Origin of the sequence: Paenibacillus sp. FSL H7-0323, from assembly GCF_038002725.1 — a bacterium.
GTDB classification, from domain to species: domain Bacteria; phylum Bacillota; class Bacilli; order Paenibacillales; family Paenibacillaceae; genus Paenibacillus_AQ; species Paenibacillus_AQ odorifer.
The window spans coordinates 5308421-5332069 of record NZ_JBBODB010000001.1 but is presented as its reverse complement, the minus strand read 5'-3'; the positions used below and the strand labels follow the sequence as shown (position 1 = coordinate 5332069).

The 23649-nt window shown below is 46.9% G+C and carries 22 protein-coding genes and 1 riboswitch; of the genes, 10 read left to right on the top strand and 12 right to left on the bottom strand.

Annotated elements, in window-relative coordinates; translation table 11 throughout:
• Positions 1-9 precede the first annotated feature (9 nt).
• The 4 genes from nfsA to MHH89_RS24010 all read right to left on the bottom strand — a co-directional run bounded on the left by nfsA (position 10) and on the right by MHH89_RS24010 (position 3971).
• Positions 10-762 (bottom strand): oxygen-insensitive NADPH nitroreductase, encoded by a 753-nt coding sequence (gene nfsA / locus MHH89_RS24025; protein ID WP_341088331.1) that lies wholly within the window; start codon positions 760-762, stop codon positions 10-12.
• 31 nt (positions 763-793) lie between these two features.
• Complete coding sequence (locus MHH89_RS24020; protein WP_341088330.1) at positions 794-3256, bottom strand: heavy metal translocating P-type ATPase; 2463 nt, start codon at positions 3254-3256, stop codon at positions 794-796.
• 113 nt (positions 3257-3369) lie between these two features.
• A complete protein-coding gene (locus tag MHH89_RS24015; protein ID WP_076124634.1) occupies positions 3370-3570 on the bottom strand; it encodes a copper ion binding protein in 201 nt (66 codons plus the stop codon).
• A 53-nt stretch (positions 3571-3623) separates the two neighbouring features.
• The gene (locus tag MHH89_RS24010; RefSeq protein ID WP_076124636.1) at positions 3624-3971 is read right to left on the bottom strand and encodes a metal-sensitive transcriptional regulator; all 348 of its coding nucleotides are present in this window, start codon (positions 3969-3971) and stop codon (positions 3624-3626) included.
• Between the two features lie 266 nt (positions 3972-4237).
• Between MHH89_RS24010 and MHH89_RS24005 the strand changes: the two genes are divergently transcribed.
• From MHH89_RS24005 to MHH89_RS23970, 8 genes are all read left to right on the top strand, one after another.
• Entirely contained in the window at positions 4238-5758 is a 1521-nt protein-coding gene (locus MHH89_RS24005; RefSeq protein ID WP_341088328.1) for an MDR family MFS transporter, read from the top strand.
• A gap of 5 nt (positions 5759-5763) precedes the next feature.
• Positions 5764-6330 carry a PadR family transcriptional regulator gene (locus MHH89_RS24000; protein WP_036682773.1) on the top strand — a complete coding sequence of 189 codons (567 nt, stop codon included), beginning with the start codon at positions 5764-5766 and terminating at the stop codon, positions 6328-6330.
• A 90-nt stretch (positions 6331-6420) separates the two neighbouring features.
• Positions 6421-6636: a hypothetical protein gene (locus tag MHH89_RS23995; protein ID WP_051491260.1), complete on the top strand. Its 216-nt coding sequence runs from the start codon at positions 6421-6423 to the stop codon at positions 6634-6636.
• A gap of 52 nt (positions 6637-6688) precedes the next feature.
• Positions 6689-7666: an aldo/keto reductase gene (locus MHH89_RS23990; protein WP_341088327.1), complete on the top strand. Its 978-nt coding sequence runs from the start codon at positions 6689-6691 to the stop codon at positions 7664-7666.
• 379 nt (positions 7667-8045) lie between these two features.
• Positions 8046-9221, top strand: coding sequence for a hypothetical protein (locus tag MHH89_RS23985; RefSeq protein WP_076219723.1), 1176 nt, complete (start codon positions 8046-8048; stop codon positions 9219-9221).
• 1 nt (position 9222) lies between these two features.
• Positions 9223-9813, top strand: a complete 591-nt coding sequence (gene sipW, locus MHH89_RS23980) for a signal peptidase I SipW (protein WP_076124645.1) — start codon at positions 9223-9225, stop codon at positions 9811-9813.
• A gap of 90 nt (positions 9814-9903) precedes the next feature.
• Positions 9904-10512: a TasA family protein gene (locus tag MHH89_RS23975; RefSeq protein ID WP_036682781.1), complete on the top strand. Its 609-nt coding sequence runs from the start codon at positions 9904-9906 to the stop codon at positions 10510-10512.
• Between the two features lie 169 nt (positions 10513-10681).
• Positions 10682-11011 (top strand): helix-turn-helix domain-containing protein, encoded by a 330-nt coding sequence (locus tag MHH89_RS23970; RefSeq protein WP_036682795.1) that lies wholly within the window; start codon positions 10682-10684, stop codon positions 11009-11011.
• Between the two features lie 107 nt (positions 11012-11118).
• Here MHH89_RS23970 and MHH89_RS23965 read toward each other — a convergent pair whose 3' ends face one another.
• Positions 11119-11274, bottom strand: a complete 156-nt coding sequence (locus MHH89_RS23965; protein ID WP_232061118.1) for an anti-repressor SinI family protein — start codon at positions 11272-11274, stop codon at positions 11119-11121.
• A 27-nt stretch (positions 11275-11301) separates the two neighbouring features.
• Positions 11302-11386: riboswitch (cyclic di-GMP riboswitch) on the bottom strand.
• Positions 11387-11856: 470 nt separating this feature from the next.
• On the opposite strand from MHH89_RS23965, the gene MHH89_RS23960 reads away from it, so the two are divergent.
• Together MHH89_RS23960 and odhB are read left to right on the top strand one after the other, a co-directional pair.
• Complete coding sequence (locus MHH89_RS23960; RefSeq protein ID WP_076185640.1) at positions 11857-14724, top strand: 2-oxoglutarate dehydrogenase E1 component; 2868 nt, start codon at positions 11857-11859, stop codon at positions 14722-14724.
• Between the two features lie 52 nt (positions 14725-14776).
• Positions 14777-16063 carry a 2-oxoglutarate dehydrogenase complex dihydrolipoyllysine-residue succinyltransferase gene (gene odhB, locus MHH89_RS23955; RefSeq protein WP_076124648.1) on the top strand — a complete coding sequence of 429 codons (1287 nt, stop codon included), beginning with the start codon at positions 14777-14779 and terminating at the stop codon, positions 16061-16063.
• 445 nt (positions 16064-16508) lie between these two features.
• Here the strand turns inward: odhB and MHH89_RS23950 are convergent, their stop codons facing one another.
• From MHH89_RS23950 to MHH89_RS23920, 7 genes are all read right to left on the bottom strand, one after another.
• Complete coding sequence (locus MHH89_RS23950; RefSeq protein WP_076282347.1) at positions 16509-17471, bottom strand: hypothetical protein; 963 nt, start codon at positions 17469-17471, stop codon at positions 16509-16511.
• Positions 17432-18040, bottom strand: coding sequence for an RNA polymerase sigma factor (locus tag MHH89_RS23945; protein ID WP_076282348.1), 609 nt, complete (start codon positions 18038-18040; stop codon positions 17432-17434). The genes MHH89_RS23950 and MHH89_RS23945 overlap by 40 nt, the downstream gene beginning before the upstream one ends.
• 326 nt (positions 18041-18366) lie before the next feature.
• The gene (locus MHH89_RS23940; RefSeq protein WP_076282349.1) at positions 18367-20115 is read right to left on the bottom strand and encodes a hypothetical protein; all 1749 of its coding nucleotides are present in this window, start codon (positions 20113-20115) and stop codon (positions 18367-18369) included.
• Positions 20116-20143: 28 nt separating this feature from the next.
• Positions 20144-20830 (bottom strand): hypothetical protein, encoded by a 687-nt coding sequence (locus MHH89_RS23935; RefSeq protein WP_076282350.1) that lies wholly within the window; start codon positions 20828-20830, stop codon positions 20144-20146.
• On the bottom strand, positions 20830-21780 hold the full coding sequence (locus tag MHH89_RS23930) for a sugar phosphate isomerase/epimerase family protein (RefSeq protein ID WP_076282351.1): 951 nt from the start codon (positions 21778-21780) through the stop codon (positions 20830-20832). Before MHH89_RS23930 ends, MHH89_RS23935 begins: the two co-directional genes overlap by 1 nt.
• A 34-nt stretch (positions 21781-21814) precedes the next feature.
• The gene (locus MHH89_RS23925) at positions 21815-22687 is read right to left on the bottom strand and encodes a carbohydrate ABC transporter permease (protein ID WP_038568356.1); all 873 of its coding nucleotides are present in this window, start codon (positions 22685-22687) and stop codon (positions 21815-21817) included.
• Positions 22688-22712: 25 nt separating this feature from the next.
• Positions 22713-23615, bottom strand: coding sequence for an ABC transporter permease (locus MHH89_RS23920; protein WP_038568353.1), 903 nt, complete (start codon positions 23613-23615; stop codon positions 22713-22715).
• Between the last annotated feature and the right edge of the window lie 34 nt (positions 23616-23649).

Sequence of the window (23649 nt, the reverse complement as noted above, 5' to 3'; positions counted from 1 at the left end):
CAAGTTTAGTTATCTCCGGAGGAATCCTTTTTCCAGCAGGAACTCCTTCATATGCAGCCGTGCTGGCTGTGCCAATCGCTCCGCCATAATGGCCGACCAAGGGGTGTCTTTGGCGCCGTGGGTCCGCTCACGCATATAGTCTGAGGAGACTTTATCGTAAGTTTTGACCTGCTCCACAGTGGTTTCCGCATTGTAGCGATTACGATGCAGAACAGCCTCTAGTGGAAGCCGCGGACGCAGGCCCGAAGCTCCGTCAGGATAACCTACACACATCCCGAATATCGGATAGACCAATTCAGGCAGTCCCAGCAATTCCGATACCTCCGCGATCCGGTTACGGATTCCACCGATATATACAATTCCAAGTCCTAGTGATTCCGCAGCCACTGCAGCATTCTGTGCAGCAAGCGCAACATCAACGGTAGCTACAATCAGGTTCTCAGCAGAATCTTCATAAGAAGTCTCTCTCTGCAAATGAGGTTTCGTCACCTCGCGCAGCCGATACAGATCAGCGCACCAGACCAAAAACACTGGGCATTGTTCTATATAAGCCTGATTGCCCGCTAGTCCCGCAAGCTCCGTCTTTAGTGCCGGGTCAGTAACTGCAATAACACTATAAGCCTGAACATTGCTTGAGGTTGAAGCCATCTGAGCTGCTCCAATAATAGCGCTAAGCTGATCTTCACTTACTGGCTTATCCTGAAACTTGCGGACAGATGCATGTTTCATTAACAGAGAAATTGTATCGTTATTTACTTGCACTGTGGCCACTCCCTAAATAGTGATAGTGATATTACAGCTTTACCCGCTGTAGCCGAAGTGCATTCAAGACAACAGACACGGAGCTAAATGCCATCGCAGCTCCTGCCAGCCATGGGGCTAGAAACCCAAGTGCAGCAATCGGTATTCCTATTGTATTGTAAGCAAGCGCCCAGAACAAATTTTGTTTAATATTTCTCATCGTTTTGCGGCTCATCATGATCGCATCAGGAATACTCTTCAGATCCCCGCGCATCAGCGTAATATCAGCTGCTTCCATAGCTATATCCGTTCCTGTCCCAATCGCCATACCCGTATCGGCAGTAGCTAGTGCCGGAGCATCGTTGATCCCATCCCCAACCATGGCAACCTTAGTCCCATTCTGTTGGAGCTTGCGAACCTCTTCGGCTTTGCCCTCTGGCAGAACCTCTGCTAACACTTTTTCGATCCCTGCCTGCTTCGCAATAGCCTCAGCTGTAATTTTATTGTCACCAGTGATCATTACGACTTCAATACCCATATCATGGAGCGCGGCTACAGCCGCTTTTGAGGTCGGTTTAATCGTATCAGCAACGGCCACAATCCCAGCGATTTCACTCTCTACCGCTACTAGCATAGCTGTCTTTCCCGACTCCTCCAGCTTCTTCATAATTGGAGTCCATTCTGTGATATCAAGCTGATGATCTTCCATCATCCGCCGCGTGCCTACCATAACCTGCTGATCGGAAACAACGGCCATAATTCCACGTCCGGGCACATTATCAAACTGCTCAGCAGTAGGCAAAGCCAAACCTCTATCAGCAGCGCCAGCAACAATAGCTTCCGCAAGTGGATGCTCAGATAGCTTTTCAGCAGCTGCAGTTAAAGCTAACAAACGGTTTTCCGCGTTTTCTTTTCCATAAGCTGCAATTCCAGTAGTAGTCACAACATCGGTAAGCACGGGTTTACCATTCGTCACTGTACCTGTTTTATCTAGCACAACGGTCTGAATCCCTTGCGCTCCCTCTAAATGCTCCCCACCCTTGAAGAGAATTCCAAGCTCTGCTGCCCGGCCCGATCCTGCCATAATGGAGGTTGGCGTTGCCAGACCTAGCGCACATGGACAAGCGATTACGAGCACTGCAATGGCTTTTTCGAGGGCATCAGCGAACTGGCCAGGGGCTGCCCAGAAATACCAGATCAGAAAAGTTATTACGGCAATACCCACAACAATCGGCACAAAAATCCCTGAGATTACATCGGCAATCCGCTGAATCGGAGCTTTGGAGCCTTGAGCTTCCTCCACTACTCGGATAATTTGAGCCAGCGCAGTGTCGCGACCCACTTTATTGGCTTTGATTCTCAAGATACCGTTCTTATTCATAGTGGCACCGATCACGGTATCCCCTGGTTTTTTCTCCACAGGAATACTTTCTCCGGTCAACATCGACTCATCCACAGAAGAAGACCCCTCGACAACTTCGCCATCCACAGGTACCTTTGTTCCGGGCTTCACCAATACAATATCACCAGGAATAACTTCATCTGTCGGGATATTCATTTCTTGCCCATCCCGAATTACGAGGGCGGTTTTTGCCTGAAGACCCATTAAGCTTTTGATTGCGTCAGAGGAACGGCCTTTCGCCAGCGCCTCAAACCATTTACCGACAAGGATAAGTGTAATGAGTACAGCACTCGTCTCATAATACATTTCTACAGTATGATTCATTTCCTTCATGCTTAAGGAATCAATAGTCAGATAAAGACTGTAGAAATAAGCTGCCGACGTCCCTAATACGACCAACACATCCATATTGGCACTCCGGTTACGAAGGGCTTTATAAGCACCGACGTAGAACTGCCAACCGATGATAAATTGCACAGGGGTAGCCAGCACAAGCTGGAACCAAGGATTCATAAATATATCCGGTGTTGGAATCCAGCCGGTGAAGGAGAAATGACCCGCCATCGCCCATAACAATGGGAACGAAAGAATTGCAGAAATGATCCATTTCCACTTTTTATGCTGAATTTCTTTTCCACGACGATCCACATGATCCTTGCGGTCTTCTTTAAGAGAAGCTTTATAGCCGATACTGCTTACCTTCTCCATGATCTCCCTTGGACTGATATTACCGGGTGTATATTCTACATGTGCTGTTTCCAGCGCTAAATTCACATTAACTGCTGCTATACCCGGTGTACGGCTCAACACTTTTTCAATCCGTGAGGAACAAGCAGCACAGGTCATCCCCGATATATCAAAATCCGCAGATTCTTTAATAGTGTCATAACCAAGAGAACGGATTTTATCTTCAATTTGTGGCAACCCTGATACTGTCGGATCAAATCCAACAGTAGCCTGTTCCAAGGCTAGATTCACATTCGCACGAGATACGCCGTCCATCCGGGACAAACCCTTCTCAATTCGGGTTGCACAAGCGGAACAGGTCATGCCTGTAATCTGTACAGTTGCCTGCTGTTCGGTTGGTGAAGCTGTTGTTTTGGTTTTATCCATGATTTCCACGCCTCCACATACCCCTATAGGGTATGATAATTTCTAAAAGAAAAGGCATTGGAGCTTTGGGTAGCTTCCCCATATCACTCCAAGCCTTATTACTGTGCTTCAAATTAAACTACGTCATACCCTTGATCTACAATTGCTTCTTTAATCGCACCAAGGCTTACTTTGTTCTCATCATACTCGACAGAAACTTTCTTAGCAGCAAGATCAACTTTAGCTGTGGCTCCAAGATTGCCTACGGCTTTCTCTACGGAGTTAACACAGTGACCACAAGACATTCCTTCAACGTTTAATGTAGCGTTTGACATTAATATAACCTCCAATAAATGTTGTGAAGCTATGCTCTAGAAGCATTAGCTTATTATTTCATTAATTTGTTAACCGTAATTAGGAGCTCGTCGATAACCTCATGTTCGCCAGCTTCGATTCGCTCAACAATGCAACTTTTCATATGTCCTTCTAACAGCATCTTACCGACACCATTTAACGCCGCCTGTACCGCTGCGAGCTGGTTGAGTACATCATCACAATAGGTATCCCGCTCAATCATACCCTTTACCCCGCGGATCTGGCCTTCAATCCGGTTGAGGCGCGTATTCAAGTTATTCTTGAATTCTGCCGAATGATGACTTTTTCGTTCTCCTGATGATGAAGAATGACAATTTATGTCGCAGGATTCTGCAGCTTGCTCTTTCTTGGCAGTAGACATAAGAATCAGCCTCCTTGGTTATAATATAATATACCCCCGTAGGGTATGTCAAGAGGCATTCCTAATTCATCCACAGATGATCTCCACGGGTAGTTTGTCCCTATATTACCGCCGTATTCTTCTACGGTTGGCTATACATCTCTATTTTTTAAAAAAAACTATTGCCTCCCTATTCAAATTTGAATATAATAAATTTTGCTTCTAATTATGAACATTTTTCGAACAGAACTATCACTATCACTATTAAGAAAAAGGAGCTGCGAAGCATGCATACTAAAGAAAGTAATCTTAAACTCGTAGTGGTTGGCCTGCTGCTTGGTATTCTTATGTCCGCAATGGACAATACCATTGTAGCTTCAGCTATGGGAACGATAGTCTCAGATCTTGGTGGTCTGGATAAAATCGTATGGGTCACCTCAGCTTACATGGTAATGGTAATGGCCGGAACCCCTATCTTCGGCAAGCTCTCTGATATGTATGGACGTAAACGTTTCTTCATTTTCGGATTGATTGTATTCCTGATTGGCTCGGCTCTGTGCGGTACTGCCACCAGTATCACACAGCTCAGTATTTACCGTGCCATTCAAGGGATCGGCGGCGGTGCACTAATGCCAATCGCCTTCACCATCGTTTTCGACATTTACCCGCCTGAAAAAAGAGGGAAATTGACCGGTCTCTTTGGAGCCGTCTTCGGAATCTCCAGTGTACTTGGACCTTTACTCGGTGCCTATATTACCGACTATGTTGGTTGGCAGTGGGTATTCTACATTAACCTGCCGCTAGGAATTATTGCACTGTTCCTGATTGCAACTTCTTATAAGGAGTCGATCTCCCACGCTAAACAGCGCATTGACTGGGGCGGAGCCTTCACTCTGGTTGGCGCGATTATCTGCCTAATGTTCGCTCTGGAACTTGGTGGTAATCAATATGCTTGGGATTCCAGTGCCATCCTTGGCTTATTCGTAGGTTTTGCTGTTCTCTTGCTGGCGTTTCTCCTTATTGAGAGAGTAGCTGCTGAACCTGTGATCTCGTTCGCTATGTTCCGCAAACGGTTGTTTGCAACAAGCAGCGTGACCAGCCTATTTTATGGCTCTGCTTTTATCGTAGCTACTATTTACATTCCTATCTTTGTGCAGGGTGTATTTGGCGGCTCAGCTACGAACTCAGGGCTGATCCTTATGCCGATGATGATCGGTACGGTCGTTGGCAGTCAGACCGGGGGGCTGCTTACAACAAAAACCAGCTTCCGCAACATTATGATCCTATCCGCAGTCTGCTTTGTCGCAGGGGTCTACAGCCTAAGCACTTTATCACCAGATACCTCCCGCCTCATGCTTAATGTATTTATGGCTCTGACTGGGTTCGGCGTAGGCTTTTCCTTCTCCGTGCTGAGTATGGCAGCTATCCATAATTTCGATATGCGCCAACGGGGATCGGCAACATCGACCAGTACCTTCATGCGCTCCCTTGGAATGACGCTGGGAATTACGATCTTCGGGATTATTCAGCGGAATAGCTTTACTAACAGTCTAAGCGATGCTTTTGGCGGTAGTGAACAGTCAGCAGCTTTCGGAGATCCACGCGCTGCGTTAACACCTGAAGCAAGAGCAAAGATCCCTGCTGAAATATTAGAAAAAATATCAAGTGCGTTATCCACCTCTATTGCACAAACCTTTATGTGGGCTTTGATTCCTGCAGTGCTCGGTCTAGTCTTTGTACTGCTCATGCCAAAAGACCGTCTTACCATTCCTGCTAAAGCTGTTCAGGCGTCAGAGGGCAAAAGGTAACCATTATGTCCATGAAATTAGCCATTTTAGGTTTACTGCTGGAGCGGAACATGCATCCCTATGAAATCACATTAGTGATGAAGGAACGTTCCATGGACCGGATCACCAAGCTGCAGATGGGATCACTCTATTATGCTGTGGATAAGCTTGCACAAGATGGTTATATAGAAGCTTTAGAGGTCATCCGCAGCAGTGATCGGCCGGACAAAACAATCTATGCCATAACGGAGCAAGGTAAAGCTTTATTCGAACAGCTTATCCTGCAACAGATTAAGAAAAACGAACCCTTCTATCATCCGATGTATATGGCCCTGGCTATGTCCCGTCATATCGATCAGAGCAAGGTTGAGAAGCTGCTCGAGGAACGCCTCCGGGAAACAGAACATCAGGTTAATCTGGCTTATCAGGTATACGAGGAGCATATCTCCATCGTGCCTCGTTCTGCCCTGCATCTAATGTACGGTACATATGAGCACACCCTGACTGAGCTGAAATGGCTGCAGCGCCTATACGATGATGTTGTAGCGCGCAAGCTAAAAGACATAGGGACACCGTTGAATTTAGAGGCCTAATGGCCTCTTTTTTCTGTTTAAGGGAGTCAAAATACGTTTATTAACGAGCACAATAGCCATTAAATCTCAAAGAAAGGCGAGGCGGTAAAAATGACTCAAGAAAAACATCAGCTGAATAGTGACAAACGGGATCACCCGGAACAATATCCAACAGAAAAAGAAAGTCTATTCGATCTTCATGAAAGTGAGCAGAATGTAGACCCGATTCCGATGGAAGATTTGACGCTGGAAAAGCAAGAAGAAAAGAATAAAGAAGAGACCAAACACCGCTCTTCCAGCGACAAAAAATACCATACGGGCTTCTGAGAGTGTACAATATCTACAAGTACGCAATCATAATTTCCAAGGAGGAATCACATTGTTGAAAGCGTTACCTTTAAACAAGCGCGGGATTCCCGCAAGCCGCATTGCTTTAGGCTGCATGGGGCTAGGCGGTGACTGGGACCATGAGCCGATTACTGCGGAGAATGTTAAACAGGGACATGAAGCGGTTGATGCCGCCCTTTCCATCGGCATCAACATGTTTGATCATGCAGATATCTATACTCGTGGGAAGGCGGAGAAAGTATTCGGTGAGATTTTTAAGGATCGTCCAAGACTACGTGAAGAAATCATAATTCAATCTAAATGTGGAATTAAGCTAATGGAGCCTGGAGACAGCACTAATACGTTTGATTTCTCTGGCCAACATATTCTGAACAGTGTAGATGGAATATTGTCACGACTTGGGACCGAATACATTGATATTCTTCTACTGCATAGACCTGATCCCTTAATGGATCCCGAGGAAGTAGCCTCCGCATTACATCAACTGAAGGCCGCTGGTAAGGTTCGTCATTTCGGGGTTTCCAATATGAGCGCCGCTCAGATCAAGCTGCTGCAGACTTATTGCGATGAACCTTTTATCGTAAACCAGCTGCATATGAGCTTGGCTAAGATCAGCTGGGTGGATGCTGGAATCAGTGTAAATCGTGAACCCTGGAAGGATATTATCTTCCCTGAGGGAACCCTTGAACATTGTCGAATGGAGAACATTCAGCTTCAAGCTTGGGGGCCACTCGCCCAAGGTCTATTTAGCGGGCGTTCATTAGAGGATCAACCGGAGAATATCGTCCAAACAGCAGCTATGGTCCAACAGCTCGCAGATGAAAAAGGAACAACACCCGAAGCCATTGTACTGGCTTGGCTAATGACACATCCAGCTGCCATTCAGCCTGTTATTGGAACTGTGAATCCGAAGCGTATTACTGCCTGTGCCGATGCGGACAAGCTGGAGCTGAGCCGTAAAGAATGGTATGACCTGTATGTTAGTTCACGCGGTTCAAAACTTCCGTAACATATACATTTATATTCTCAACTTCATTACTCCGCTTATGCCCGGCTCGCGTTACTACTGCGAGCCGGGTATTTTTTTGCGAATCACTCTAACTTATCGTTCTTTATTGAGAATATATTTAGTAATCGAGCGATATATGGAGTTATTTAGAGATAAATTATCATTTTCGTTCTTTATAGAGTACAAATGCGCGTTATTGGCAGTTTTCTTTTTGATTTATTCCATGTATGATTCATTACAGAAGTTGTTCTTAATAAAGAACGATAATAACGAACCAAAGAAACAGACATTGAGGGGAGGTATTCCTCTGAGACCCAGATCAGCAAGGAGAAGACCTAGAAGAAACAGGAAAATCGGATTACGTATACTGCAATCAGGAATGGCTGTCTCCGTCTTATTTCTATATACCTCGCAGCAAGTTGGTGGTACCTATGGAGGCTTTGGAGCCGCTACGCAAACCACTAGCACGATTAGCTTTTGCGAAGTATTTCCGAATTCGATCAAGGCACTGCTTACAGAGTTCAAAGAGCATGTTAATCGAGCGCTCACTTTAAAAGAATCACTACAGCCCTTTTCCTCATCAGCTAACTACTCGGACGTTTCGGGAATAGAAGGGATGTCGCTGGAAGAGCTTGATGTCGCTGCAGAAGAGATTTCTTCGCAAATAGCGGCGCTTCAATCCCAAATAGATAGCGTTAACGAGCAACTGGCGGCTAACAGCCAAATTTGGAATCAAATCCACAATGAGCTAAGTGCAGCAGCAGCCTTACTCTTCCAGATAGGAGGATATATGACTTCTCTAGATTCCAACTGTCTAGAAATCAAGGACGAGCAATTTTTCAGAGATTTACAAAGCAGCCTGAATCAAAGCGGTGTGATCTCGGAATCCTTGAATGCTTCCTTAAATGGAGTTATTAGTTACCTAACCTCCATACACGATGTTGGTCTTCCATTCGCTTCGGTAGTTACCAGTGATGTTTATGGACAACTTGAATTACGCGAAGGAGAGTTCCCACAGCCACTGCCATTCCTGATTACCTTCACTCAACCAGACGGCGTGATCTCTAGCGACCTCACCTCATCTTATGAAGCTCTAAATACCGAATTGACTAACCATAAAGAATCGGCAACCTCAGGTATCACTACCCTTCAAGATAAACTCCAATTGATCAGTCAGACTCGCGAGCAAAAACTAGAAGAGCTTGAAAAAGCTCGGCTAGAAGAAGAGCAAGCAAAGAAAGAAGAAGAAGCGAAAAAAGAAGAAGAACGTTTGGCTGAGGAGAAAAAGCAACAAGAAGCCGAGGATAAAGCCAAAGCTGAGGCAACCCCTCCAACATCAGGCGAAACTGCTCCGGAAGCCCCAAATAAAGAACAACCTGAAGCCCCAGCCACTGATCCGGTTAAGCCGGAAATTGACGAAGAGCTCACAATTCCAAAAGATGTCCCTCAGCAAGAGGCTCCACAAGAGACGCCAAAGGCGGAAGACAGTACGACTACCCCGCCGGTAGCAACCCAAGCTCCTTCGGACCCTCAACCTGAGAAAGGTGGAGAATAAGATGCGAATTAAAAAAATTATCAATAATACCCTATCGAGCTTAATGCTTGTGATCTTTATTCTGCTGGTGGCAGCCGTAGTGTTATCCAAGGCCTCCGGCGGTGAACCTGCTTTCTTCGGATATGAGATCAAAACCGTACTCTCAGGATCGATGGAACCAGGAATTCAGACAGGCTCAATTGTCGCATTAAAACCCGGAGGGGATATGAATCGTTTCAAACCAGGCGATGTCATCACCTTTAGGAATGAAGATAATCTGCTCATTACTCACCGGATTGTAGAAGCGACCGTCAATAACGCTACTGGTGAAGCTGTTTATCGCACTAAAGGCGATAACAACGACGCGCCCGACATGAACCCTACCAGTTCTGTGAATGTTGTAGCTCAGTATACCGGGGTCACTGTACCCTATGTCGGTTACGCTATGAATTTCGCGGTTTCCAAAGCTGGAAGTGTAGTCCTCATGATCGTGCCTGGCTTGATGCTTCTGCTCTATGCTCTGTATACCTCTTGGAAGGCTGTAGCTGCATTAGAAAAGAAAAATGCTGCCCTACTGCCAGCCTCACCGCCCCCAACAGAAACACAGCCCTAAGTTGATTGTCCACTTCCGCTTACGAACCGGAAGATACAATATATAAATTTTATAAAAAATTCAAACACAAATTTGAGGAGGAATTTTATTATGGGTATCAAGAAAACATTGGGTCTTGGCGTAGCATCTGCAGCACTGGGTTTATCATTAATCGGCGGAGGAACCTTCGCATACTTTAGCGACACTGCGCAAAGCACAGCTACATTCGCAGCGGGCACGCTCGATCTGAACTCCGACCCTTCTGTCATCGTTAATATTCCTAACCTGAAACCAGGTGATACTGTAACTAAATCCTTCAAATTGAAAAACGATGGTTCGCTCGATATCGGATCTATTATTCTGAATACATCGACTCAAATCACGGATGCTAAAGGAGATAACTACCTGGATTTAGCCGAGTTCATTAAAGTTAAATTCCTTAGAAATAATGATAAAGGAGTACCTATCGTCTCTCCTGAAAATGTAGTTTATGAGACTACACTTGCTGCTTTAAAAAGTCAGCATCCGGATCTCGTAAAAAATACAGGTTGGGATCAACTCTTTACCGAAGCATCCGGTATTAAAGCCGGTACCAACGACAGCTTCTCCGTCCAATTCGAATTTGTGGAAAATAACCAAGATCAAAATATTTTCCAAGGCGATAGCTTAACACTGACTTGGGATTTCGTAGCTAAACAAGGTGCGAAAAAAGACTACTAAGATCAATAAAGTAATTTAATAAAATACTCGAAGAGCAGCAGATCCTGAATCCGGCCACGGATAAGCAGATTGCTGCTCTTCTCTTTACAATAAACTTTGTCCGATTTATTGATATTTGCTATACTAATAACAAAAATTACGGAGGGGCGTCAGCATAGTGCCACAGAATATGGGCCAACGTATCCAGCAGCTCCGCCTAGACAAGGGTTTCTCCCTATCTGAGCTTGCGGACAGAGCAGATGTGGCTAAGTCGTATCTTAGCAACGTGGAGAGAAACATCCAATCCAATCCATCCATCCAGTTTATCGAAAAAATCGCTGACGCGCTTCAGGTATCCATTCATGCCCTACTCTATGGAGAACCCAATGATGCAGAGGAATCACATTTAGATTCGGAATGGTTCCGATTGGTGCAGGAAGCTATGGACTCAGGCATTAGCAAACGCGAATTCAAAGAATTTCTGGACTATCAGAAATGGAAGCTCGATCAAAAGGATTAATACTTCCTACTAATCTGGTACGATCCTCTCTTCTACTAAATCATATCGAAAAAGGACACAGCGAAGAACCGCTGTGCCCTTTTTCGATATGTAACCCCTCTAATGTATTACTGCACGATCTGCACAGTTTTCTCATGAAAGAACTGGCGGATTTCATCTGCCTTAATGCCAGCCTTCTTAGCTGCTAATAATAAATGTACCCACTCTTGATCCAGATCAATAAACTGCTGTTCTCTGTTGCTACCCTGGTTGGACTTTTCCAAAAAATCTCCCCCTAAGATTTTACGTCCCCAGGCAATCCGGCTGTCATAGTATCTCTACCTTAGACCCGCGACTTTGTGCCCCTGCCTTTCGGCAAGTTTACCTTTTACTGGACCCTTTTCACGAAAGGATCTACTTAAAAAACTATAAAATTACTATCTGCAATAACATTATACAAAAAGAAAGCGGAAAAGTGTGTCGATTCCTGGTTACTTTCTATTTTAAAAACGAAAAATAAAAGATTTTTTTTCAAAGATCTTGTCCGATTATCACGATACTCGTCCGTTACATAAAATAAATTGTACTAGCAAAATAAATATTTACTGACCTAATAGTTAAAAATAAGGATAATAGAATCATTTTAATAGGCCTTTAGAATGGGTAATGAGAAGAAACACCCTTCTTTTCATTAGAACAAGCTAACCCATACCATTTTGCGAACGTATTGGACGAAAGAATGAATTGATTACAGTGGCCGAAAGTAGCACAATAAGATGAGAAATGAAACCGCAATCATCACAGCTCCAGTAAGCGTTGACACAAAATGTCACGTATGGAGTTCATCCGTTAAGGAGGATGTATTCATGGCAGCCAAAGAGCCCTATAACGAATCCATTTGGAGTAAGTATTACGGACCCAATTTAGGCTACATTCAAGAAAGATATGAACAGTTTGTGAAAGATCCCTCCACCGTAGAAAATAATTATCGCGAGCTTTTTACAAATTCGGGACCTCCTCCCCTAACTCCGGATAGCGAACCGGCTCCTCAGCCGCGCATCTCGGGAGACACCGAATGGCTTAGAAAAGCAGTAAGAGCTTCCAAGCTAATCGCCAATATTCGTATATATGGCCATATGGCCGCTGAAATTGATCCGCTGGTACGCGATCAGAATCCCATGGCAAAATATCTTGAACTTGAAACCTATGGGCTGACCCGCGAAGACCTGATCGCACTGCCTGCCACGCTTATATGGGAAAATGCGCCGAATGATGTGCATACCGGATGGGATGCCGTGCAACGTATGCGTCAGGCATACACCAAGACTATCGCCTATGAATTCGGGCATGTGCATGAAGAAAAAGAACTGCAATGGCTAAATAGACAGGCAGAATCCACCAGCTCACCAGCACCCCTAAATAATACAGAACGCAAAGAGCTCCTGAACCGCCTGATTCAGGTAGAGCAATTTGAAACCTTCCTCCACAAGACTTTTGTAGGTCAGAAGCGTTTCAGTCTTGAAGGCAATGATGCTCTTGTGCCGATGTTAGATGAAATCGTACGTGCTGCTGCACATGACGGTGCGGAGCATATTTTGATGGGCATGGCGCATCGCGGCCGCCTCAACGTTCTTGCACATATTTTGGGCAAACCTTATGATATCATATTTTCAGAGTTTCATCATTCTCCGAACAAGGAGCTTTTCCCTTCCGAAGGCTCCACAGGCATTAACTATGGTTGGACAGGTGATGTGAAATACCATCTCGGTGCAGACCGTGCTGTCCGTGAAGGAGAAACCGTACGCACAAGAATAACACTAGCGAATAACCCAAGTCACTTGGAATTCGTCAATCCTGTCGTGGAAGGTTTCACTCGTGCCGCACAAGAAGATCGGAGCACTGCAGGACTGCCGAAGATTGATACCAGTAAAGCTATGGCGGTGCTGATGCATGGCGATGCTGCTTTTCCAGGTGAAGGAATTGTTGCAGAAACGCTTAATATCGGCAAACTTCAAGGTTATCAAAATGGTGGGACGATCCATATCATTGTTAATAACCGAATTGGTTTTACGACTGAAAGTGAAGATTCCCGTTCTACGCATTATGCGAGTGACATCGCCAAAGGGTATGAAATCCCAATAGTCCATGTCAACGCTGATGACCCAGAGGCCTGCGTAGCAGCTGTACGTTTAGCTAGCGCATACCGCCATCAATTCAAAAAAGATTTCGTAATTGATCTCATCGGCTACCGCCGTCATGGTCACAACGAAATGGATGATCCTGAAACCACACAACCTATTGTCTACGGCAAGGTTCGCAATCATCCAACCGTCTACAAGGTTTATGCAGAGAGACTGAAAAACGAAAAGGTTCTTACCGCCGAAGACGTACAAAAGATGAATGCTGAAGCAGAAAGCGTATTGCAGCGTGCGTACGATACTATGAAGGAAGGCAATCATAAGAAAAAAGAACCCAAAGCCTTCATTCCTCTACAAACGGACCGCGCAGCGGCAAACACTACAGCGGTATCCATCTCCAGCCTGCAGGAGATCAATCGTGAACTGTTGACGGTTCCTGCTGGATTCCAGGTTTACCCGAAGCTGGAGCGCATTTTACAACGTCGTAAAGATGCACTGAATGAGGGTGAAAAGGTCGACTGGGCACTGGCTGAAACATTAGCCTTCGCTACCATTCTGAAAAATGGAACGCCCATCCGACTGAGCGGTCAAGATGCCCAGCGCGGAACCTTCGCACATCGCCATCTGGTGCTGCACGACAGTAAAACAGGAGATTTATTCTCTCCGCTACATCAGCTAAGCGATTCCCGTGCCTCCTTTGGCGTATACAACAGTCCATTGTCAGAGGCATCAGTATTAGGCTTTGAATATGGTTATAATGTGTTTGCACCGGAAACCTTCGTAATCTGGGAAGCACAGTATGGTGATTTCGCCAATGCGGGTCAGGTTATTTTTGACCAGTTCATTGCCGCTGGACGCGCCAAATGGACACAGCGCAGCAATCTCGTCATCATGCTGCCGCATGGCTACGAAGGACAGGGACCTGAGCACTCCAGCGGTAGGCTGGAACGGTTCTTGCAGCTATCCGCTGAGGAGAACTGGACGGTCGCTAACCTGACTACCGCTTCGCAATATTTCCATCTGCTGCGGCGCCAAGCAGCGTTATGCGGGCAGGAAGATGCTAGACCGCTAGTCATTATGACGCCGAAAAGTCTCATTCGGAATACGCGCAGCACTTCTGCCGGAACCGAGCTGGCTTCAGGACAATTCAAGCCTGTATTAGCTGAATCTTTGCTTGGCCAGAAACCAAGTGAAGTTAAACGGCTCGTAGTCTGCAGCGGTAAAGTCGCTATCGACATCCAAACAGAACTGGAAGCAGCACCGGATAAGGATTGGTCATGGCTGCATGTTCTTCGCCTAGAGCAGCTTTATCCGTTCCCGGAACAGGAGCTAAGCGAACATTTAAACTCCTTCAGCTCCCTTCAGGAAATTGTCTGGGTGCAAGAAGAGCCGAAAAATATGGGCGGCTGGAGCTATAGTGAGCCTCGGTTACGCGCCATCGCACCGAAAAATGCCGGCGTAAGATATATCGGCCGTCCGGAACGTTCCAGCCCGGCCAGTGGTTATGCAGATGTGCATAGCTTCGAACAACGTAGAATTGTAACAGAAGCCCTAAAATCAAATTCGAACGTACAAGCGGCTGTACCGTCCTCTTAAGAGGACGGTATCACAATAGCGTAAACCATTATGTTTGGGGAGGAAACGGCCTGTGTCAGAAATCTTAGTACCCGATCTGGGAGAATCCATATCCGAAGGAACCATCTACAAATGGCTGGTTAAAGAAGGCGACACGGTAGGTCAAGGCGATGTGCTCGCTGAGCTGGAAACGGATAAAGTCAATCTGGAAATTAGTGCAGAGGTGGAGGGTGTCATCTCCACCATCCTGCGTCAAGCGGGCGAGAACGTAGCCGTTGGCGAAGCCATCGGCATCATTGGAGCCGCAAGCGGCAGTACGCCGCGGGCCGCTGCAAGCGAAGCCGAAGCGCCTAAAGCGGCTCCGGCAGGCGGCAACGCAGTAGCAGCCGCCGCGCCTGTAGCTGCGCCCGAAGTGCCTGCAGCAGGTGGCGACAGCCATGCTGCATTGGCATCGCCGGGCGCACGCAAGCTGGCACGGGAGCGCGGCATCGACCTCGGCGAGGTTAGCGCCCGTGATCCTATCGGCCGGATTGGTCAGGCCGATGTGTCCGGTCATGGTGCAGCAGCGCCGCAGGCCGCTGCACCGGTAGCTCCGGCGCCGCAAGGCAAGCCGGAGCCAGCGAAGCCGGCAGCGGGCAAAGCCACGCCGGACGAGGGCAAAAACGTGGAGCGCAAGCGCATGTCACGCAGACGGCTCACGATTGCCAGCCGCTTGGTCGAAGCGCAGCAGACCGCGGCCATGCTTACCACCTTCAACGAGGTGGACATGACAGCGATCCTCGACATCCGCAAGCGTCGCAAGGATGCATTTAAAGAGAAACATGAAGTTGGACTAGGCTTCATGTCCTTCTTCACCAAAGCCGTGATCGGTGCGCTTAAAACCTATCCACTGCTGAACGCCGAAATCGACGGTGAAGATCTGGTCGTTAAGAAATTCTACGACATCGGTATTGCTGTTGCAGCGAAAGAAGGACTTGTAGTTCCCGTAGTCCGTGATGCGGATCGGCTCAGCTTCCCGGAAATCGAGCGCCAGATTGGCGAGCTCGCTTCCAAAGCACGTGCCAATACGCTCAGCCTCTCCGAGCTGCAAGGCGGAACATTCACCATCACCAACGGTGGCGTATTCGGCTCCTTGTTATCCACACCGATTCTGAATACACCACAGGTGGGTATTCTAGGGATGCATAAGATCCAATTACGTCCGATCGCGCTGGACGAAGAAAGAACCGTAAACCGTCCAATGATGTACATCGCCCTTTCCTATGATCACCGGATCGTTGACGGCTCTGAAGCGGTAAGCTTCCTGGTCAAAGTGAAGGAATTGCTGGAAGATCCGGAAGCACTACTGCTAGAAGGCTAACGCTCTTCGAATTTTCGAAGATATAAGAATATTAAGAAGGTATCCCTACAGCTCTCGCTTTGGGGATACCTTCTTTTATATCTGAATCCAATTGCTGCCTTCCCTGCATACGATTTAACTGTATTTTATACACTTATTTATTTCTGATCCGCTCATAGCCTCTTCTCTAATTGCATTCTCTACAACTAAAATCCGTAAAAACGTCTATTTCCACTAATCTAACCAGTAATAGCTGCATCAAGTACAACTAAAGGGCCTATATACAGCTATTGGTGAACTTTAATTGCACATAATACAACTAACTTAGCGCATGCACCTTCAAACTACATACTACACACTACGCACTACGCACTACTAACTACTAACTACTAACTACTAACTACTAACTACTAACTTCAAACCTCAAACCTCAAACTTCAAACCTCAAACCTCAAACTTCAAAACTCTACTTCAATAGCTCCTCAGCCAGCTGTAAAAATTGCTCCTGGGTCAAAATCTTATCTCCATAGCTGGTGAGTGTATAATACGCATCCTGCTTCTCGTTATACCAGTTCAGATAATCATAGCTGACTTCTTCCCTTACTACCTCGTTATAGATAACTTCTGTCCCTGCAACTGTGAGCTTATTAACTTGATTCTCAGGCGTTTGTTCCACGAAAACCTTGCCGCCATGCATGAGCGTTGCTGAGATCCCTATAAAAGCATTGTTCTTCGAATAAGTTACACTTAGCGCCCCTGGCTCGGACCACGGTATAGCCTTCATAAACAAATTGCGGGTCCCCTTGTCCTTATTTGCCTGAGCGGTAAGATCATTTAATGTTTCCTTATACAGAGAACCTGGCTTAGCTGTATCCGTAGTCGGAGAATTAGGATGGATTACACCATATTTAAAAGCGTACCCCGCTGCCGTTTTGGGAAGCATTGGCGCCCCTGTTCTTTTGATTTCTTTTAAAAAATCAGAATACGCATCTATCCGCTGCTCTTTATACTTAAACTGCAATTCTGTCGCCAAGCCTGCTGCACCTGCTTTATTTTTCACAAGATAAGCGATCAATTCACCCGGTTTAGCGAACTCTTCTGCTTGCTGCGCATATTTATCATAAGAAGCCCTTTCTGCAGATTCAGTCGGCGCAACATGTTGGACCTTCACTACTCCTTCACTATTGCGGATTTGGATATATTCAGACGCAGCATACGCAGTCACAGAAATCAGCAGAAACAGCGTTAACATACTGGCCACTGCCGTTGTTTTATTCATCACCCTCAGCGAGAACGATCGCTTTCGACCTGTTATGCCAGTAATACGCCCCATGACCTTATCTTCTACATCTACCTCATCCAAAAGTTCATTGCCCGCCGAGGCATAAATTATATCTTGGTATTCATTGCTGATTTTGTTTCTTTCCATATGATCTCCTCCTCTGACTTCATAGCTTCCTGAACCTTTAGCTTGATCCGATTCATTCTTTTAGTTAGCGCATTGGGACTGACCCCTAGAATCTCACTTATCTCAGCATAAGTTTGTTCCTCAAACACCCGCAGAATAAGTATGTTTCTCTCCTCAAGCGACAATCGCGCTAAAGCTGCAGACAATGAAGGACTGTACAACCGAGCATCCAGCTCCTGTTCAGGACTTGCAGACAGTACTTCCGGACGAAAAATACGCATGACTTGCTTATGCAGACGACGCCTGCGCAGCAGATTTAAGCAATGATGATATGCGATACGATAGAGCCATGCCGAGAAATGCATTTGCGATTTGTATTGCCGGATAGATTGATAACCCTTTACCAAAATATCCTGAACCGCGTCCTCCGCATCCTGCTTGTTTTCTAACAAACGATAGCAATATCGATAGATCGGCTTTTGGAATGACCTGACAATTAAAGCATACTGCTCGGAATCTCCCTTTTGAATCCTAACGATTAGCTCTTCCAACTCTGTCGAGTCTAGCGAATCCTGTGGCGATGTAAGCACCTCCTTAACCTTTATATCTCTATAACACTTGACCACCGAAAAAAGTGCCTATGTAAACCAAACTAAAGGAAATTTTATAAAAGCTGACAGTCACGGCTTCGGAGAATGTTTGAATTTCTGACGGCTGGTGCCCCCGGATTTCTTACTTATACCATTATGCACGGTTAAAATCTGGTGAGTCTATGCTTAGCAGATGCATAACAAAACCTCCCATTAGACCTGATAACTCCAGGTTTGCTTCTAATGGAAGGTTTTTTAATAAGGCTTATTATTCTAAGACTGAGGTGTAACGTCAACGTCTGCTAAATTGTAAATTGTTGCAAAGGTTACTCTCTTATCATGGAAGGAGATAGAGTGATCGTAATCGTCTTATCGAACGGGGTCATAAAATTGACCAACACCGCCTTGCAGTTATCCTGTAGCTTCGCCTCACGCACCGTAGCCGCCAGATGGCCAAGCTCGCCCCCTGTCAGTTCAATCCAGTCCTCTTCACAACTATAGCGGAGGTTACCGCCGTTCCAGAGATAATGGTCCTCTCCGACAGCCTGCAATTCACCCGATGTGAAACATCCTTCACGTCCAAAAATAAAAGACAGCTGTGTCATAACCTCTGTAGGTTCCTCAGCATGCAACCGGAGGGTCCACCCTCTGTCCGTGCGTTGAACCTCCGTCTCCACGCCGAATGTCTGTTCATGCGTAAGTGCGCGGCTCTGATGCGGTAGCAGATACCAAGGGCTTACTGGCTCCCCAGATGTTTGCGGAAGCAGTTCACCTTCTACAGGACCGTAATAACCCTTCTTTTGTTCTCCTGACAGGTGGTATCCGTCAGGTAGTTTGATCATTTTCTGCATCGGGACATATCCCGGATTAAAGTAAGAAGCCAGTTGCACTGCAAGCAGCCTGACGGCACCGTGACGGAGTGCAAAAAAAGACGGCGTCTCCGTGATTAAGGTCACGCTAGTGTTCCCGTCCCTGTAGCGCGCAACCGGTGCTCCGAAATCAGTATGCAGCCGGCTGTGGTAAATTCGCCCTTGATGGCCGGACTTCTCCATATCCTGCAGATAGCCGTGTCGCGGAAAATCGCCGTTCAGTATTTTCTCATATTTTACAGGCAGAGCTGCCGAATCTTCAAAAGGTTGCTGAAGCTCCGGCTCCAGCAGCATACGTACAAGTACGTTGACAGAGCAGACCCCCGGATTTTCCAGTGCTCTGCCTGCCCATTCGGCCATCCCCGCAAACAATGGCTCCTTATCGGAACGGGCCAGAATAGCGAACGGTAAATAATATGGAGACAGGTCGTGAAAGCTCCCCAGATCCTGGCGTCCAGAATAATCGGTCACAACTTCGCCCTTAGGATGCACCAAATAGACCATCATGTGTAAATTCAGACGAACTGGCTCCAGCAACTGCGGCCGATCCAGCAGACGAGCGGCATGAATCAGCATGATGTCGCTGACCGCACTATAAATACCGTTGCTGCGCTCCGTCCATTCTCCATCAGGTGTAATATCCATCCCTTCCGCCAACCACTGTTCCGCCCGTTGGACAGCCTCCTCCAGTCCGAACAGTTCATGCAGAAATCCCAGTGCTGCACACAATACCCAACGATGATTCGGCGTGTGACAGCCCCCTGTAAGCATGACGGGAATAGTTCGCTTAAGAAACAAGAGCATATTATCAAGCACCTGTTGCAGTGGCGCCCAATCCTGCGACGCCAACAGTTGGTATAGCTGAGCATAGCCGACGATGACAAAGGCTGTATCCGGGGGAGAATGATAGTTCGTCCAGCCCGGAGAGATCGAGCCATCCTCATGTTGTGCACGCAGCACGAACTCCGTCGCCAGCAGCAGGCGGGCCAGCAGCAGCTCATCACGGTAGAATGCGGAATCCGGGTTAACCAGAGCCGCTCCCCAATAACACATATCGGTTGGTGTGCCGGTCGTATGATTAACCCAGGCAACGCCAGTACCCGGATCTATTGTCCCTCCATAATAGCGGCTCGTCGGATCAAGCACCTGCCGGGATAATCCCTCCACTGCCGCTCTATCATTACTGGCTACCAGTTGCTTGTACATTATACTTCCCTCCATGTTAACAATCTGCTCAATGTCTGGGTGGTAACAGGAGCTGAAGCCGCGCCAGCTCTTGTCGGATACGTTCAGGAATTTCCGTGAACAGTTGATTCCAAGAAACGAACAATTCCTCCCGGTCCGCATATTCCCAGCACGAATAGGACAGGGAAGGCGTGAACCGGCAGGTTTGCAGATAACGGTGGACAAGACGGTCAGTTTCTCCATCGGACGCCAGAATGCCGTGAAAAAAGTCGCCATAAATCAGACCCTCCGCACCTGCTCCATCCTGTGTACTGGATGCGAATCCCGGTAACAGCTCAAAGACTTCAGGAAACGGGGCAAGAGCATGCTTGCCGGGTTGGACATATAGATCTACCCGTGTCCCGCTTAGATTGCTGCCCCCGCGCAGCAGCACTTTAAGGAATTTCCCGTGAAAGCTCGCTTCGGCATCCACCACTTCCCCGTCTCTACCGATGTAAACCCACACATGCTCCAGATCATATAAATGCTGAATATCATAATCGTAATAAATCGCGTATTCCACAACGGCCAGCACATCCGGATGGTTCACAGCTAGACGGCGCCGGAAGGAAGGAGACTCCTCCTCCTGCCGCATCACCGTTATACCGAGACGTACCGGAAAAAATGGCTCGTTCTGATCGAATAATAAGCGCGGAGCATACTTCATAGCTAACCTACGGTCTTCATCGTTCAACATCAGACCTGCCCTCTAAGCGCTAACTTGGCCATAAGCAGCCGATGACTTTCAGCAATTTCTTCCGGCTGGCAAGCTGCCTTCAGCTCATACACCTTGACCCCCGCCCGTTCAATCATCGGCAGATAAGCATCATAGAATTCCATATTCCCGCTGTTTACATAAGGGCACCAGTGATCAGACAGACCGATGGTCTCATGAATGTGAACACCTACAATATCATCCATCAGACCTTCCATTTCCGCCACACTGTCGTACAAACCCAAACGGTCCATCATAATGGCATGCCCGGTGTCATACCATATGCCCACAGGTGCTCCTTTTAGCGCCTTAATAATCGTTTTGGCTTCCGCAAGCGTCGGAATCTGCTGCGGTTTGGAACGTGTTTCGATACCAAAGCGTACGTTTAGCCCCTCAGAAACTGCCCGGTTACATACTTCATCTAGGCTTTCAATAATTTTCTGCACATAGCCGGCGCTATAGGCTTCCCGCCGCTCCATCAGTTCCGCCCATTTGCTGCGATAAGCGTTAGAATCTCTACCCTCTCCGTTATAAATCTGCTCCAGCTCTTTGCTGATATCATTTGGAAAGGGTACCTCACCGGGATGCACAACAACAGCTTCTCCTCCGTAACGCTGAGCGTACTTAGCCGAGCCAATCAGCAGCTCAATCGCCCGCTGCCGCTTCTCCTCATCCTCAAAACCTAGCAGCACGGAATCTGTGCCATAATCGGAGTCCTGCACATGCGGGAAGGTGTTGTGGACACTGGAGATCCCCATCTCCCCCCGCTCAAGCATCGGCTCGATCGTTTCCAGCATTTCCTTAGTCACATTATAGTTCAGCTCCACTCGCTGAAAGCCCAGATCGCGGATTTCCCGCAGCATTTCACTGCCGATGGAATGACGCTTAATGTTCCAGCAAGTTGAGAACGAAAATATGCCTTTGTCCTCCATAATTATGTTCTCCTCCCTTGTTACAGCTTACGGTTCAACCTTTTACGGCACCAAGCATTACACCGCTGACAAAATATTTCTGCAGCCATGGATATACGGCAAGGATCGGTACTGTTGCAAAGATAACGGTGGCCGCTTTTAGGCTCTCTGGTGTCAGTGGGGTCCGGTTGGCACCTTCCATTTGTGTCAGTTCGGATACCATGTTGTTCTGCACCATCTGGAACAGCTTGAGCTGGAGCGGATACAAATCCGGATTATTGATATACATCAAAGAATCCTGAAAGCCGTTCCACCTTCCCACTGCGTAGAAAAGCGCCAATGTGGCCATAACCGGCATGGATAGCGGCAATATAATACTCATCAGGGTACGAAGATGGGAACTGCCATCGATTTCGGCCGATTCCTCCAGGCTGGCAGGGATGTTATTGAAAAAGGAGATCAGGATAATCAGGTTAAAGGGGCTGACCAGACCTGGCAGGATAAGCGACCAGACCGAATTAATCAAATGCAAATCACGGATCAACAAATATTCAGGAATAATACCGCCGCTGAAAAACATAGTGATAACGATCAGATACATAAAAAATTTACGGCCCTTCAATTTTCTTTTGGTCAGCGGATAAGCTGCTGCGACAGTGAAAAGCATACACAGCACCGTTGTGGCAAACGTCAGAATAACCGTAAAGACAAGAGAGCGGATCATCGCATTATTGGAAAAAACATTAATGTATGCATTCCAGTTCAATTCAATGGGGAAGATCGTTACTTCTCCAGAAGTAATTGCCCGGTTGGAACTAAGCGACACGGCAATCACATGCAAAAACGGAGCCAAGCAGAACAAAACGAACAAGGCAACAAACGTTATATTGACGATATCGAATATCCGGTTTGAGGTACGTTCACTCATAGCACTCCGCCTCCTTCTTTCTTTATCATAAAATACCGTCTCCGGTCACTTTTTTCGAAATATAGTTGGAGCCAAAAATAAACACCAGTCCCACCACGGCCTGGAACAATCCGACTACAGTAGCCAACGTATATTGTCCGGATTCTAGACCCACCCGGTACACAAAGGTACTGAGCACATCAGAATACTCACGCACAGCAGTGTTACCGATAATGTAAGGGCGGTCAAAGCCGATGCTGACCATCTTTCCCAGATTGAGGATAAGCAGCGTCACGATGGTTGGTTTTATGCTAGGAAGCGTAATGTAGCGGATTTTCTTCAGCCTTGTCGCTCCATCCACTTCAGCAGCTTCAAACAGCTCTCGGTTGACACCGGTTAACGCCGCCAGATAAAGGATAGTCCCCCAACCGGCACTTTGCCAGACGCCTGTGAATAAATAAGTGATCAGCCACGGATTTTTTTCAGTCAGAAACGGGATGGGAGTAAGGCCTAAGCTCTCCAGCACACCGTTCACCATACCGGACTGGTTGCCGAACAATTGATATACGATCCCCCCGATGATCACCCAGGAAATAAAGTGGGGGATATACAAAATCGTCTGCGATATTTTCTTGAACCACACCGAACGAATTTCGAACAGCATAATCGCCAGGATAATCGGAGCCGGAAAAGAGACAAGTAAATCCAGAAAATTCAGCATAAAGGTATTGCGCAAGGTGGTGTAGAACTCTCTCATTCCAAAAACCTCGCGGAACGCATCAAAGCCAATCCACTCGCTGCCTCCAATCCCCTGAAACAAATTGAAATCCTTAAAAGCAATCTGCACACCATACATCGGACCATAGCGGAAGATCAGGAAATAAATAATAGGCAGCGAAAGCAGCGCGTACAATTGCCAATACCGTCTAAAGTATGTCGCTTTGCTCAAGTCGTTTTCCTCCTAAGGAGAAAAACCGGGTGGA